This window comes from Nitrospiraceae bacterium, assembly GCA_035623075.1.
GTDB lineage: Bacteria > Nitrospirota > Nitrospiria > Nitrospirales > Nitrospiraceae > DASPUC01.
Genome location: DASPUC010000024.1, coordinates 321140 through 335139, shown reverse-complemented (window position 1 = coordinate 335139; position 14000 = coordinate 321140). Strand labels below are relative to the sequence as shown.

General features: G+C 57.8%; 14 protein-coding genes. 1 reads left to right on the top strand and 13 read right to left on the bottom strand.

What is annotated here, in order from left to right:
• Window positions 1-85: 85 nt before the first annotated feature.
• From VEI50_08285 to VEI50_08275, 3 genes are read right to left on the bottom strand one after another with little or no spacing between them, the layout of a single operon-like run.
• Window positions 86-325 carry a hypothetical protein gene (locus VEI50_08285; GenBank protein ID HXX75115.1) on the bottom strand — a complete coding sequence of 80 codons (240 nt, stop codon included), beginning with the start codon at window positions 323-325 and terminating at the stop codon, window positions 86-88.
• On the bottom strand, window positions 297-1076 hold the full coding sequence (locus VEI50_08280) for a NapC/NirT family cytochrome c (protein HXX75114.1): 780 nt from the start codon (window positions 1074-1076) through the stop codon (window positions 297-299). The genes VEI50_08285 and VEI50_08280 overlap by 29 nt, the downstream gene beginning before the upstream one ends.
• Window positions 1077-1091: 15 nt before the next feature.
• Window positions 1092-3368 carry a nitrate reductase gene (locus tag VEI50_08275; protein ID HXX75113.1) on the bottom strand — a complete coding sequence of 759 codons (2277 nt, stop codon included), beginning with the start codon at window positions 3366-3368 and terminating at the stop codon, window positions 1092-1094.
• A 525-nt stretch (window positions 3369-3893) separates the two neighbouring features.
• Here VEI50_08275 and VEI50_08270 point away from each other — a divergent pair.
• Window positions 3894-4811, top strand: a complete 918-nt coding sequence (locus VEI50_08270; protein ID HXX75112.1) for a hypothetical protein — start codon at window positions 3894-3896, stop codon at window positions 4809-4811.
• 587 nt (window positions 4812-5398) lie between these two features.
• Here the strand turns inward: VEI50_08270 and VEI50_08265 are convergent.
• The 10 genes from VEI50_08265 to VEI50_08220 form a co-directional block, all read right to left on the bottom strand.
• Entirely contained in the window at window positions 5399-5908 is a 510-nt protein-coding gene (locus tag VEI50_08265; GenBank protein ID HXX75111.1) for a hypothetical protein, read from the bottom strand.
• 14 nt (window positions 5909-5922) lie between these two features.
• The gene (locus VEI50_08260) at window positions 5923-7083 is read right to left on the bottom strand and encodes an XRE family transcriptional regulator (protein HXX75110.1); all 1161 of its coding nucleotides are present in this window, start codon (window positions 7081-7083) and stop codon (window positions 5923-5925) included.
• A gap of 288 nt (window positions 7084-7371) precedes the next feature.
• A complete protein-coding gene (locus tag VEI50_08255; GenBank protein HXX75109.1) occupies window positions 7372-8046 on the bottom strand; it encodes a PIG-L family deacetylase in 675 nt (224 codons plus the stop codon).
• A 165-nt stretch (window positions 8047-8211) separates the two neighbouring features.
• The gene (locus tag VEI50_08250) at window positions 8212-9492 is read right to left on the bottom strand and encodes a tetratricopeptide repeat protein (GenBank protein ID HXX75108.1); all 1281 of its coding nucleotides are present in this window, start codon (window positions 9490-9492) and stop codon (window positions 8212-8214) included.
• Between the two features lie 364 nt (window positions 9493-9856).
• Complete coding sequence (locus VEI50_08245) at window positions 9857-10345, bottom strand: cupin domain-containing protein (GenBank protein ID HXX75107.1); 489 nt, start codon at window positions 10343-10345, stop codon at window positions 9857-9859.
• An 11-nt stretch (window positions 10346-10356) separates the two neighbouring features.
• The gene (locus VEI50_08240) at window positions 10357-10821 is read right to left on the bottom strand and encodes a DUF5069 domain-containing protein (GenBank protein ID HXX75106.1); all 465 of its coding nucleotides are present in this window, start codon (window positions 10819-10821) and stop codon (window positions 10357-10359) included.
• Between the two features lie 105 nt (window positions 10822-10926).
• Window positions 10927-11223: an antibiotic biosynthesis monooxygenase family protein gene (locus VEI50_08235; protein ID HXX75105.1), complete on the bottom strand. Its 297-nt coding sequence runs from the start codon at window positions 11221-11223 to the stop codon at window positions 10927-10929.
• Between the two features lie 55 nt (window positions 11224-11278).
• The gene (locus VEI50_08230; protein HXX75104.1) at window positions 11279-12016 is read right to left on the bottom strand and encodes a glucose 1-dehydrogenase; all 738 of its coding nucleotides are present in this window, start codon (window positions 12014-12016) and stop codon (window positions 11279-11281) included.
• 56 nt (window positions 12017-12072) lie between these two features.
• Entirely contained in the window at window positions 12073-12687 is a 615-nt protein-coding gene (locus VEI50_08225) for a hypothetical protein (protein ID HXX75103.1), read from the bottom strand.
• 49 nt (window positions 12688-12736) lie between these two features.
• Window positions 12737-13693 carry a VTT domain-containing protein gene (locus VEI50_08220; GenBank protein ID HXX75102.1) on the bottom strand — a complete coding sequence of 319 codons (957 nt, stop codon included), beginning with the start codon at window positions 13691-13693 and terminating at the stop codon, window positions 12737-12739.
• Window positions 13694-14000 lie beyond the last annotated feature (307 nt).

The window sequence follows — 14000 nt, the reverse complement described above, 5'->3', positions numbered from 1 at the left end:
GAATTTGTTCCGGCACCTTTGTCTTGCGTGGCCGTATACTAACGTGAGAACAGGCGGGGTCCCACAACTGAGTTCTCCGTCTCACTTAGAAGGCACGCCGCCGTTTCAGGTCGGCGACGACGGCGCTGAGGTACAGCAGAACAGCGAGCCCGAGCAGAGGAATGCCGATGAAGGTCCCCAACCCCATCGTCCACGCGCCAAACCCGTACCAAAGAAAAAGCAACACGCATGCGAGTCCAAGAATGGTGGTATAGACGGCCAGCGTCAGTTGCCTCTCGACCCATGCCGCCGCTCGATCAGGGACGTTGACGTTCGTCGTTTCCATAATGACCTCCCGGCTCCGCGGTCGTCGTTGATCGGCTCGCCACCTTTTTTCGCTCGCTCGGTAGGGGATGGGGCGGTCCATGACAGGAAATACAAGCGATGCGGTCCGCTGCAAGCTCTGCCACGAGCGCCTGGTGGCTCTTCACGCGCTCCCACTTGCCGGTTCCCCGATGGCAGTTCATACAATTCGAATTGTCGTAACTGCCCGCGTACTGAATGGGATCCGCGTAGGTATTGGTGATGTAATACAGCCAGTGTCGGAATCCGTCTCGTTTACCTTCCACGGTGCCGGTCGCGCCGTAGGTCACGTGACAGGAGTAGCACTGGTCCTTCGCAATCCAGTTGTTCCGGTAGTGCCGCGCGGCCAACGTCGGGCTGCTTGGATTTTCCATGTCGTTGACGAAGGGATGCATCACGTGGCAAGACATGCAGGCCTGCACCGACTTGGTCCCTTCCATGACCGTCCTCGTCGTACTCCAGGTGACGATCATCGGCAGCACAAACAACCCGATGAGGAGCAGGCGCCGATAGGTACTATGCTGAATTCTGTTTCGGTACACGTGCTGAACCAGAATGAGAAGAAGGATGCCTGCCACTGCCGCCGCTATGCCTATCCCGCGCAAGACATCAACGTCCGACCATCTGCCGTGCGTCTCGACCGCCCATGCAGGAGAGGCCGCTCGCCACGCTTCCGCAAGGAACACCGTGAGGAAAAGCATCGGACGCCGATGAGACCCGAGTTGTTCTGTCATGGTCAGAGTCCTCCGCTAGGCCATCTTCCGCCGAACCGCAACCGCACAACGTTTGTAGGCCGGTTGCTTCGAAAAAGGATCGTAGACGTCATGGGTGGATTGGTTCACCAGATGCTTGGCTGAGTGCATGGTCGCAAACACCATCCCTGGCTGCACAACCTCCGTCAGACGGGCCCGCAGCTCGACTTCTCCGCGCCGGCTCTTCACCACGACCGGATCACCGTCCTTAATCTGTAACTGATAGGCATCATAGGGGTGGATCTCCAGGTAGTCAGGGTGGATCCCTTGGAGTGTGGGTACCGGACCGGTGATGGTCATCGTATGCCAGTGCTCCAGAATCCGGCCCGTGTTGAAGATCAGCGGAAACTCGGTGGTGTAGGGATCGAGCGGTTCTTCCTGATGGTCCAGCCAGATGGTCGCTCGCCCATCCGGTTTTCCGTAGAAATCCAACCGGCCGGTACCCGTTGCCATGGGATCCTCCCCCGGAACGTACCGCCGCTTCGTACCCGGGTGCGTCTCCGTCGGGCAAGGCCAGAGTAACCCGCGCTCCTTCTCCAACCGCTCGTAGGTGATGCCTTCAAAGTTGTATTTCGAATGGGCCGAGACCTTGCGCCATTCGTCCCAGACATCTCTCGGGGTTCTGGCTGAGATCAGATTCCCATGCCCGAGGCGATCCGCCAGATCGACGAGAATATCCAAGTCGCTTTTGGCCTCGCCCGGCGGATCGACGAGTTTTGGGTAGAGATGATAGCGCCGTTCCGCGTTGCCCGTGACGCCTTCTTTCTCCACCCACAGGGCAGCGGGCAGCACCACGTCGGCATATTTCGTGGTCTCCGTCGGATGAAACGCGTCCACCACCACCAGGAAGGCTTTTTCCATCCCTTGCCGGTAGGTCGTGACGCTGGGAAGCGTTTGCCCGGGGTTCGTGCACATCACGAGGCAGCAGTTCACCGCGCCGCGGTTCATCGCGTCAAACAGGGCGACGGCGTGGTATCCCGGCTTCGGACTGATCCGCCCCCGTGGGACCTTCCACAAGTCCTCCATTTCCTCCCGGTGCGTGGGGTTGGCAACCAGACGTCCGTTCGGCAGCGCATGCGCGAGCGAACCGGTGTCGCGCACCCCGCCGCAGGCGTTCGGCTGACCAGTCAACGAAAATGGCGTGGCGCCTGGGCGGCCAAAGTGTCCCGTCAGGAGATGCATCGCGCAGACCAGCCGGTTGGAGGCAGTCCCCTGTGCTTGCTGGTTCAGCCCCATGGTCCAAAACGACATCGTGGCCTTCGACGAGGCGAAGAGGAACGCCGCTTCGCGGATGTCCCGCGGAGTGATGCCGCAGGTCTTGGCAGCCGCCTCCGGCGTATACTTCGCGATGTGCCGCTTGAAGTCGTCGAACGTCCGTTTCGCTTCGCCTTCCTGGAATGAGAGGTAGTGTTCGACCATGTCCGCATCGATGAACTTCTGTTCGAGAAACACGTGCATCATCGCGTTGTACAGCGAGACATCTGTACCTGGATAGATCGGCAGGTGTAGGTCCGCATGCCGTGCCGTAAAGGTTGTGCGTGGGTCGACGAGAATGATCTTGGTTTTGGGATGACTCCGTTTGCGATCGCGCACACGTTCCCAAATAATCGGATGGCACTCCAGGGTGTTCGATCCCGTGATAAAAAAGCACTCGGCATCGTCGACGTCCTCGTAGCAGCCGGCTGGTTCATCCTTGCCAAAGGTGGTGGTGTAACCGGTGACAGCCGACGCCATGCATAAGCGCGGGTTCCCGTCGACATTGTTGGTGCCGATACCGGCCTTGAATAATTTATTCGCGGTGTAGCTTTCCTGGGTGTACAGCTGCCCGCTGCCGTAGTAGGCGACGCTGTCCGGCCCATGCGTCTCGATCGATGCCTTGAACCGTTGCGCGACCAGCGTCATGGCTTCGTCCCAGCTCACCCGCTGGAGTTCGCCGTCTTTGCGGATCATCGGATAGAGGGCACGGCCCTCGGAGTAGAGAATGTCGCGGGTCGCGAGACCCTTGATGCAGAGACGGCCACGATTGTGGGCCTCATCGTCTCCTTTGACGTCCGCCACTTTGTTATCCTTCAGGCCGATCATGACGCCGCAGCCCGTTCCGCAGAAGCGGCAGACCCCCTTGTGCCAGGTGTCCACGGGGATGACCGGTTGGCGTTCCCAGAGCTCGCCGCAGCCGGCAAGGGGCGACAGACAAGCCAGTCCGACAGACGCGCCCAAAAGCTTCGTGAGCTCCCGTCTGGTCAGTCCGGTTGGCTCGTTCGGTTGTTCCGACATGGCAGGACCCTCCGCATCGAATCGATGAGAGTTGTTCGGGACGGACTGTGGTTTGCGTGGATAGAGAACTTTTCGGAGCGATTGACTCACCACTCCAAGACGACGCCCCAGGAAATCGTGGGTAGGCTAGATTGAGGCGCCCCAAAAATCAATGAGGAAACTCTTCAACTGAGGAGTTGGAGAAATGCGTGTCCTTCAGCCCCCGCGCGCGAAGGAGGCGATCCGAAAAGCAGAATGTCCCGGTTTTCCGGTTCCATCTGCGTCGAGAAAGGCACGATCCACGAGCGCAACCTCGCCGAAGCGCTTGTGTTACTCGTCCAATCGTGCTAATGTTTATGTGAATTGCGTACACATCTGCGAACAGTCCCAGTCTCCGGCTGACATGGATTCTGCCATGATAATGAGTCTCGTCCCCGCACCATCGTTCTGTATCTGCTAAGCACACCTCACGGCCTCGGCCCATCGCTTGCATGATAGTTGGACAGAGGTGCGTGGTCTATCGTTCAACAACTCGAGAGGTGATTCTTGTTTCATGAATTGTCGTCAACCGTTCGTTCCCTTCTCCGCGACGCCGTGGGAAGTCTCTATCACATCATCATCGTCGCCTTGAGCGCAGCCATTGCGCTTCTCCTCCCGGCGGGTGCCAAGCAGTTCTTGGCGTTCTGGTCCCGCGTGGAGCATGACAAGTTCTCGCTCATCACCGTCGAAATGAGCGTCGCCATTCTGCTCATTGTCGGCCTCAGCTTCGTCCATCGCAGTCTGCGCGACCGTCCCCTCGCCGCCGCGGCCACCGGCGCCGGCCTCGTTTCCTTTTTCCCCCGGCGCACGCGGAACGCGCAGCGACGCATCAAACGGCTCAAGGAAGAACAAGGCACCGGCCGCACCATCATGGTGATCGGCTCGAGCGGCTACAACACCTTCGTCGATCAAGTCGGCGATCTGTCATCAGTCCTCGACAAATGCCTCGGCGCGAACATCCTCCTGGTGAATCCTTACAGCCAGGACGCGAGCGCGCGCATCGAGGCCATCAACCACCCCAAGTACACCCTCACCGCCTTCCGGGAAGAAGTCCGGCAGAGCATTGCCCTGCTCAAACGACTCAGAGCGATGGGGAAAGCCGTCAGACTGAAGCTCTATGCGGACCCGCCCCTGGTCAAAATGGTCATCTTGGGCGATTATCTCTGGCTCCAGCATTACCACACCGATCTGGACGTCCAGGCCCTGCCGGAGTATGTCCTGCGGCACAACCGCCAGGACCACGGCCTTTATACGCTCTATGCCCACTACTTCCAGCAACGATGGGAGAGCGCCGACATTCCTGAATATGATCTCGACACCGACGAGCTGGTCTATCGGAACAGGGCCGGCAGCGAAGGCCGTCGAGAGCGGTTCGAGAGCGACGCACTCGAAGAAGCCGGAGCCTACTCCGAGGTGGCACTATAAAGCGACGGGGAGAACCAGCAGCGAGGACGGATGCAGCTGGCGGAGCTGGGGCGGCCCTTCAGATGGAAACGGTTCCTGCCACCATTTTCTTTACTCGCCGCGCGCGGAGGAGACATTCCCGCAAAAACTCCAGCTCCTTTTTCTTTCTGCCCCAATGTCAACCCGGTAAACGCTGTAAGCCGTTTGGTACATCGCCTGAATGGGTACATTGCAACCTCACTCGCGGCGCTCTTTTTCTATGCTGATTGTTGTATTGCGGCTGAAGCTGAAAAATAAGGTTGGCTTCGAGTGCCTTTCTAGCTTGTGAGTGTGCACCCACTTCAGCGAAGAAGTATAGATTTCTTGAGCCGTGACCGGCCGCATCAAGAGCGTATGCCGTTCCGCCTTTGTATCGTTCCCAGGGGTCATCGCATTCTCCAACACGTAGAATGTTTCCGGTGGCATCAGTTTGCAAATAGATGCAACCTTTACCCCGAAACACTGTACCAGCAGCGACGAAGCTCGGAAATCGATGCCAAATCAGTTTGAAAGATTCCATTTGCCCCGCGCCGCGAAATGGGGGCCCTGAGCATTTCTCCACGGCCAACTTATCTACTCCTCCACCATATTCCCTTCTCATGAAGAAATCCCTCAATTGGAAGACGGATCAGTCTTAAGTGCCCACACGCTCTAGTCATCGACCATTTGTAAGCGCGATCCCTAGTTTCTTCGGTAAGAACCGTGACTTGATGGCCCTCAGCATTAAAGTGAACGGCGAGCGCTGAGACGTAGTGATCTGCTTCCTCGACCCCATGCTTATCAGGATCAAGAACGTCTGGAACACGTTGAAGGACAAGTTTCACTGTTTCAAGTGGAACAGTATGGCGGGTTGCAAGTAAGGAGCTAGACCGGGCCCAATCTACGAGTATTTGAGATCTTGAGTCAGGGCTGGTGTGTCTTTCAAGCTCAGGAATCACCTCCTTGGGGAAGACAAGGCTGTTACCATTTACCAATTCGGTGAGCTTGCCCAGAACAATAGGAAGATCATTGCGTGTAATCTCAAGATCCCGAAGTTGAATGATTGAAGAAGTATCTGTGACTGCCACATCATCGGGCATGTGCTCTTGCCCACCTAACGGCCGCTCGATTCAGAAAAGAGTGAATCAAGGTCTGTATCGGTGACATCCAAATAGCTGAGGACATCGGTTCGACACAAAACATCGTGCTGAAGTCCTTTTATCAATACGCGGGTTGTTTGATCTCCACACTCGTCTTGTCGTATCTGAAGACGGGTTCTCCCTTCACCACCACCACCGCCACCCTTCTTGTCGATGTATTCTGGTATCTGCCCATACAAATCCCAACTTGCAATACCATGATCGATTAGTCTCAGCGTCATTGCCCGGAGACTAATGTGGAAGCTATTGGCGAGCTTTCGTGCCAGCGCCAGATCATGAATTTCTCTCCCGAGTTGCCAGCCAAATCTTTGCTTAGCTACGGTTTCGATCGCTCCCCACGGAGCGAGAAAAGCTGCTGCAAATCTCTCGCACCACCTCTCAACATGATCTTCACCTAGTCTTAAACGCGCCGAGATATGCCCCAAACATGACGAACTGGTTCTCGTAATCAGATGCGCGTATTCGTGGAATAGGGTGAAGATTCTAGCTTGATAATTCCACTGAGTGTTTACGGAGATTAGAGGTGCGTACTCATTCCAGAGAGAAAAGCCGCGTGAAGACTCTTTCCCCATTGGGAGAAGGAAGACAATCACACCTCTTTGTTCAAGCGCATTTCGCCACGCCTGAAGAGCTTGAGAATGCGTTGACCATCGGATCTGATCCTCGACTGCAACGCGGATCCTCTGCCGTTCCTCTGTGGCAACTCGCTCGTGGTCGTCCGACGTTGATACGGAGGGAAATGGTATTGTTGGCTCCCCAAGTTGAGAAAGTATCGACGCTAACCCCCTCTGGATCCGAGATGCCTCGCGAAGGTTGTTTACTTCTACCGAATTTAATGACCTTCTTGTTTCCCCGGGCGGATGTCGAAATTCAACATGCACACTAACCGACCTGGGTGGAGCAGGAAGTAGAAATGTGGCAAGTGGTCTCTTGAGCAGGCTTGCAAGCCGTCGAAGGACTGTTAGGCCAGGCTTCTCACTCCCAGCAATCCAAGCCCTTAGCGTTGAAGGGGGAGTATCGAGTTTGTCTGCTATCTCATTTTGAGAAAAGCCTGAGGTTCTGATGGCCCAATCTAAGACCTCAGGGGTGATCGGAACTTGTCTGCCTCGAGGCATTATTGGTCACCCATTTGCTTAAAACTGGTCCATAGGATACACGAAGTTAAGTAGATGTGGCAGGCGAAACCGAAACTTCGTCGGATTAGCTTGCAGCAAATAGGGAAGGGCTACTTTTTGGTGTAGTTTGTGTCAACTCAGCGAGATCACGTGATGCAACCATTTGACACGGCGAGACTGGCTGGACGGGCGAGAAAGGCGAGACAAGCAAGACTTGCACGAACCGTCGAACGCGTCCTGTCAACAAGTCGCGCCAGTCGCGCTCGTCCCGCCTGTCGCGCGAAGCCTTCACGAACGACGAGATTCGAGCGCCACTCGAACGAACGCCTCCGCATATGTGCCCGCCGGCGTATCGGCGAAGGGATCGGCGTACACGGCACGCCAACGATTCAATGCGAGCATCCCGTCCCCGTATGGGATCGTCGCCACCTGACTGCGATGCTCCGCGATCGCCAGCTTCTTTTTCTCCAGATAGGCGTCGATGTACTCGAGACGATCCCATTTGGCGAAGAGGCCCCAAATTTCATAGGCCCAGACTCCTCCCGACGGCGTGAGACCCGATTCACCAATACCTTCTCGCGTCAGCCGACCAGCCAGGCGATGGCCCGGATGCCGATCGAGTTCGTCGTGCAGCGTATAGACCTCGGCGGGCTTGAGACGAGTCATGACCTCGACGAGCTTCCGCCTGACTGCCTTCACATCAACCTCGTCCGCCGCATCAGGCTGGTTGCAGAAAATCACGTCCTTCACGCCCAAGACTTCGGCGGCCCGCAGCGCTTCAGCTCGCCGCTCGTCAGCCATTTGTTGCTCCGTCCAGCCGAAGGGATTCGACGCCCGACCGCCATCGGTCACGATGAGAGAAGTGACCTCGGCCCCTTCCTGAACCAGCTTGGCGACGGTTCCCCCCATCCCGATTTCCATGTCATCGGGGTGCGCGCTGACGATGAGGACGGTACGACTCATAGGCGGACACAAAGAGCTGAGAGCTTATGGCTTATAGCGTATGGCACAGGCGGGAGGGGAGCGTTGGTCTGGTCTATCTCGTTTGTCTGGTTTACATCGTTCCTCGAACCAAAGAAGCGAGACACACCAAATGGACCACAGGGACCAGAGAGATCGGAACAGGGCCTAGTGCCGTTCATGTCGTCGCTGCTCACCCGCCTCAGTCAGAAAGGCCTGTGCCTGCTCGATCCATTTCTTATTTGCCGGGGTGCTGGGCGCGCGCTTCACATACTCCCGAAACGCGTCAGCCGCTTCCTTCGTTTGGGCGTTTGCTTTCAAGAGACTGCCCAGATCGAAGTACGCCTCCACCAAATCAGGATTGAGGCGAATGGCCGTTCGATATTCCGTCACGGCCTCGTCTACCTGCCCTTTGGTCGAGAGCGCGGTCCCCAGATTATAGTGCGTTACGGCGTCATCAGGCCGCTGACGAAGGGCTGTGCGGTATTCGGCGATGGCTCCCTCCAGATCACCCTTCCCCTGGAGCAGCGTTCCGAGAGCGGTATGCGCATCAGGATCGTCGGGCTGTTTACTGAGTGCCGTCTTGTATTCGGCCATGGCCCCCTGGAGGTCTCCCTTCCCTTGCAACGCCTCTCCCAGGCCGAGGTGCGCTCGCGTCAGATCCGGCATTAGACTGAGTGCCTGACGGAACTCCGGGATCGCTGCGTCATAGTCGCCTTGTGCGTTGAGCGACGCCCCCTTCTTGCGATGTTCCTCCGCATTATCGGGAGCACCGGCGTGCGCCGGCTTGGACTGGCTCTTTTTGTGCTTGCCGGCTTCCTTGCCCGGCGCCGTGTCCGGGCGTCTCATCTCTTCTGCTCCCACCAACGCGGACCAGGTGTGTGCCATTTGCTCTTCCGTATCGATGAAACTCATGAGGTCGCGTCGATGCTGAGCGATGGTCTGCAGCTCCGATTTCTCGCGTGCGGCGGCTAATCGTTGGGTGTCAGCTTCCAGGTCTTTGCGGTATCCGTCGATCTTATCCCGGGCTCGCGTGAGTTCGACCTTTGCGCGCTCGTTTCGCATCAACTGTTCGAGCTGAGGAACCACGATCGACGGATCGATGACTGTCTTGACCAGGACCGACACCGTCGTTTGGGGTCCTTGGGTCGCCGTTTCGTGGGGATATTCGTTTATCTCCAAAAGGCCGGTGGTGTAGGCCCTGAGTTCATCGGCGTTCAGTCCCAACTGCTTCACGTCCGGGAGGTCGGCCAGATACCGGACCGCTTGTCCGACACATAGAGTCCTGGCATTCAGGAGGGCAAGGCGCTTCGCATCTTCCAGGCTATCATTCTCCCCCATTTTGTATTCACCCGTGGCGGTGATGGAATGCGCCTCTGCCCAAACCGCGGCTGGTGTTGTGCCCAGCGAAAGTAGCATCAAGAAACCGATGGTGTGGCGATTCATCATCTTCCGTCCTGACGAGTAATGCCTAGCTGGAAAATTATACGGTGAGGGATGCCAACCGTGCCACACGTCCGTTGCTGTCCCGCCTCTTGCCCTTCGGTATAACTCAGCCTGCGACCAGTTCCCCTCGACAAGCTCAGGCCCCGAGCAGATCGAGGGGAACTGGTCGAAGCCAGTCGAGTCGGGCCGTGAGCTTGTCGAACGGTAAAGCCTATCGCGTAGATCGATCGGCTTCAAGACTGATCGCCAACTCCTGATGGCTTCGAGTGCGAGCTACGAACGACGAGCTACAAGGGATGAGTAAACGATCCGATGGCAGGAGTGAGAGCAAGAGGCGCTCGCACGTGCGAGTAATGTGCCGGCGAGGTCAGACAAAATGATTGTCGTGGCGGCGGCAGAGGTCGAGCCACTCTTCGTCACTGAACTGACGGCCTGCGGCTTTCTGAGCAAGGGCTTCGAAGTAGGCCTCTCGCGGCGCGCCCGGGGCGAAAAGAATCAGCATCGAGGCGGCCTCGTCGGACCCATTGTGAAACGCGTGTACGCCGCCCTCTGGGACGTAGAGAAAATCCCCCGCCGTTGCGTCAAGCCAGCGCTCTCCGTCGAACAGCCGCACCGACCCGGCCAGGACGAAGAACGATTCCGACATGGTCCTGTGGAAGTGCGCGGTCGGCCCCGGCGTGTGCGGTTTCGAATCCCACCGATACAGGCCGAATTGTCTGCGTGTGGACCCTCCGGTCGCCAGATAGCGCACCGCCGTTCCGGACCCAATCGCCAGCTCGGGCTTCTGGTCGGCCGGACGGTAGACCGCGCTGATCTCGCCCTTGTCGCCTCGATAGCGGGGATCGGGATAGGACATCGTTCACTCCGTTAGATCCGTTGCTCCTCCAGGTCGTACACATCGAACCAGTGATACACGACGCGGTTGCGCGGAACGTACTGCCGGATGTAGTCCTCCATGTATTCCTGCAGCTCCGGAGACAGGTCGCTCAAGCGCAGATCGCGTTCCTTATTGTTCCAGACGACGATCTCGGCACGGGAGCGCTTCTTGGCATGGTCGCCGATCCACGCCGCGATCTCATCGTCGGTTGCGCCGGTGGCGACAAACGAGCGGTACGCGTGGTAATCGATCCCCGCAAACTTCAGCCACCGTTGGTCGAGCGGGCAGTTGGAATGGAATTCGCCCTGCCAGCCGACGAGGACCGCTCGGCATTTGTCGACGGCACGGGCCGCAAGGACATAGCCTGCCAACGTTTCGCGCGGGCTCCGCGGAAACTCCTTGCCGTTCCGTAAGTCGCGCGCCAGCAGTTTGACTTTGTCGAGATTGTCTTTCACGGCGCTTTTTCTCCTGTACTTTTTTGCCCGAACCGATCACCAGCTCTCGCTCCTGATTTGCGGGCGGCCACCCGGATGCAATGCAGCCATCTCCGCGCATCCGGATCAATATTCGAACGCAACGTGATAGAGAGCCGGAACCATCTCAGCGCCCATGTGCTCTAACTTCGACTTCGCGGGCGCCGCGCTCTTCTCATAAGCTTTCCAGTAAAGGTTTTCGTTCTCCCAGATCGCAACATTGATGAAGTTGAATTTGCTGTCTGGCTTGATGCTCCGATGAAACTTTCCGCTGATAAACCCCGGTTGCTTCGTAATATTGGTCTTCACGTCCTGCCACCACTTCACGAACTCGTCTTCCTTGCCCTTCGGGACTGAAAACACGTTGATCAAGGTGACTGCCATGGCGCACCTCCTCCCAGATTAAGGCCGCCCTAGTCTCAGGGACGGAAACCGTCAATCACATCACCACGCCGCCGCCGGCATGGATATTTTGTCCCGTCAACCATCGTGCCTCTTCGCTGACCACGAAGGCCACGACGTCGGCAATGTCCTTGGGGACGCCGAGTCGCTTGAGCGGCGAGGCCTGCTCACCGATCTGCCGGAAGGCGGGATCAGGGGGAAGCATGGCCGTGATCGTGTACCCCGGTGACACGGTATTCACCGTAACTCCCTTGGGGGCCAGCTCGTGGGCCAAGCCTTTTGTGAACTGTTCCAGCGCCCCTTTGCTGCCGAGATACGCCGTGGCACTGCCAAACCCGATGTGGGTACCGTCCGTCGAAATGTTCACGATGCGTCCACCGTCCTGGATGACTTTCGCCGCTTCCTGAAGCGCAAAGTACGGCCCCTTGGTATTGAGGGCAAACATGTGGTCGAACTCTTCTTCGCTCATGTCGACCAAGGGCTTGAACATAAACATGCCCGCGTTGTTCACCAGAATGTCCAGCCGGCCGAATTTCTTCACCGTGTCCTTCACCAACCGTCCGGCATCGCCGACCTTGCTCATGTCGGCTTGGATCGCGACGGCCTTGCCGCCTTTCGCTTCAATGCCGGCGACGACCTGCTTGGCCTTGTCCGTGCTCTTGCCGTAATTCACGACCACGGTGGCGCCGTCCTGCGCCAGCCTTTCTGCGATCGCACGCCCGATACCGTCTGATGCCCCGGTCACGATCGCCACTTTTTCCGTAAGCCTGCTCATGGTTCCGTCTCCTTTCTCCAGTCCCTGTTTCCTCTCTCGACAACGGTCCCTTCCGGTCAGAAGATCAGGCCGACCCGTTCGGGATTGCGCTCAGCCGTGTGCACCCGATTCACGGTGTCGGACACGATCACCTGCCCAAGCCTGGTCTGCAATTCAGTCAGGAAGACGTCGTCTGACTTCTTCCCGGCCTGTTGAGCAATGGTGATCATTCGTTGGTTCTCTTCTCCCGCCAGTCGATCCGCCGTTAGTGTCCCAGCTCGCACCCTGTGCCTCGTCAACTCCGCGATGAGCCGACCCATGACCCATTGCGTCCGAGTCGCATGGTCCACCACCATAGCCCCCGCGTAGGCCGAGGCCTGTGCATAGGGATTCGCACCGTGAAGGCGGTATGCCGCCGCCGTGGCCTCGTTGGGAACCTTGATCGCTTCACCGATCTCGCTCCCATACCGCTGCTTGATCAACGTATCTTCCACGATCGCCTGGCCGAGTATCGGCTGAATCCAACGCAGCGAAACCTCCAGATCGACCGCGCCATTCGCCTTCGCCTCCGGCACAGTTGCCCCGATCGTGTCGGGAAGAAAGAGAAGGTGGAGGCACAGAAGGGTTCCACCGATCGTTGCAGCCATTGCCATCAGTGTCGCGACATTCGTGTGTGTCAGTGTCCGTTCCATGTGCCCTCCATTTCATGTATCAGAAATCGCTGAACCTCGCGTGTGTCCGTCAGACTGTAACCGCTTCGCTTGCAGCAACTCTCATCTGGTCTTCTGCCTTCACGGTGATGGCGCGCCAGGCTTCGATGCCGCCGGCGAGCGGCCAAACCCGCGTGAATCCCAACTTGCGGAGCAGCATCGCGCCCTGAACGCTCGCCGCATCTTCCGGGCAGTCACAATAGAGGATCACATCTCGATCGCGCGGAAGATCCTCAGGCTTCGCTTTCAAGTCTTCGAGCGACAGAGAGAGCGATCCGAGGATTCCCGCTTCCGTCTGTCGAGCCCCATGAGAACGCAGGTCAATGATCATCGGATCTTCTCCCGCCGTGAGCTTGTCGGCCACTTCTTGAGCGGTCAGGCGCGGCACAAGACTCTCCGCTTGCTGCCGGCGGAGCGCTTTCACGACAACGTACGCCGTCACGCCGCCGAGGAAGAGCAAGATGACAGTTGGGCCAACCTGGGCGCTCAGGGTCAGAGCATGTTCGAGATGATCACTGAACATATAGCCGAGGCCGATGCCGGAGCCTACCCACAGGATTGCTCCCAAGCCGTTGTATAAAAGGTATTGCGGGACCGGGAGCCCCACAATGCCGGCAAGCGGCGGTGCGATGGTGCTCAGGCCCGGCACGAATTTCGCGACAACTAATGAGCGGACTCCATGACGGGCAAAGAAGTCTTCGGTTCGACGGACGCACGAGGTCGGCTCGAGCGAGATGCGGCAGAGCCAGTTCAACACTCGACGACCTCGTCGTCGACCGAGCTCGAACCAGACTTGATCACCCGCGAGAGCTGCCAAGACGGCCGACCCGACAGCCATGCCTAACGCCATTTGACCGGTGCCAGCCAAGGCGCCGGCGGCGATCAAAAATGGGACGGCGGGCAGCGGCAATCCGACTTGCTCCGCAAAGACCACGACAAACAGGACCAGAGTTCCGTGCTGTGCTAGAAACTCAATCGCTTCGTTCATACCGGCCTCGTGTACGTCGAAGATTGTGGATGGTTATCTGTACTCGCGGTTCTTCCCACAGCAATGATCGTTCCACACACGTCAATAATCGTGAACGCTGCTAAGTGACGAAAAACAGAACACATTCTCCTCGCGACACAAAAGACATTGCTGATGACGAGCGAAGGGAGCCGGAGAGATACTGCCGACATCTCGGCAGATGCCGAAAAGTCGGCGCTCAAGCGACAGGCTAGAGGCACGAGGTGAGAGGCGAGGGGGCTCGACAGTGCTGCGTGAAAGAAGAACGCTAATGGTTGAAGGCTGTGCT

What these genes read in the sequence shown, in the direction of transcription:
- VEI50_08285 (HXX75115.1), bottom strand. Translation starts at nt 325, where the DNA reads ATGGAAACGACGAACGTCAACGTCCCTGATCGAGCGGCGGCATGGGTC.
- VEI50_08280 (HXX75114.1), bottom strand. Translation starts at nt 1,076, where the DNA reads ATGACAGAACAACTCGGGTCTCATCGGCGTCCGATGCTTTTCCTCACG.
- VEI50_08275 (HXX75113.1), bottom strand. Translation starts at nt 3,368, where the DNA reads ATGTCGGAACAACCGAACGAGCCAACCGGACTGACCAGACGGGAGCTC.
- VEI50_08265 (HXX75111.1), bottom strand. Translation starts at nt 5,908, where the DNA reads ATGCCCGATGATGTGGCAGTCACAGATACTTCTTCAATCATTCAACTT.
- VEI50_08260 (HXX75110.1), bottom strand. Translation starts at nt 7,083, where the DNA reads ATGCCTCGAGGCAGACAAGTTCCGATCACCCCTGAGGTCTTAGATTGG.
- VEI50_08255 (HXX75109.1), bottom strand. Translation starts at nt 8,046, where the DNA reads ATGAGTCGTACCGTCCTCATCGTCAGCGCGCACCCCGATGACATGGAA.
- VEI50_08250 (HXX75108.1), bottom strand. Translation starts at nt 9,492, where the DNA reads ATGATGAATCGCCACACCATCGGTTTCTTGATGCTACTTTCGCTGGGC.
- VEI50_08245 (HXX75107.1), bottom strand. Translation starts at nt 10,345, where the DNA reads ATGTCCTATCCCGATCCCCGCTATCGAGGCGACAAGGGCGAGATCAGC.
- VEI50_08235 (HXX75105.1), bottom strand. Translation starts at nt 11,223, where the DNA reads ATGGCAGTCACCTTGATCAACGTGTTTTCAGTCCCGAAGGGCAAGGAA.
- VEI50_08230 (HXX75104.1), bottom strand. Translation starts at nt 12,016, where the DNA reads ATGAGCAGGCTTACGGAAAAAGTGGCGATCGTGACCGGGGCATCAGAC.
- VEI50_08225 (HXX75103.1), bottom strand. Translation starts at nt 12,687, where the DNA reads ATGGAACGGACACTGACACACACGAATGTCGCGACACTGATGGCAATG.
- VEI50_08220 (HXX75102.1), bottom strand. Translation starts at nt 13,693, where the DNA reads ATGAACGAAGCGATTGAGTTTCTAGCACAGCACGGAACTCTGGTCCTG.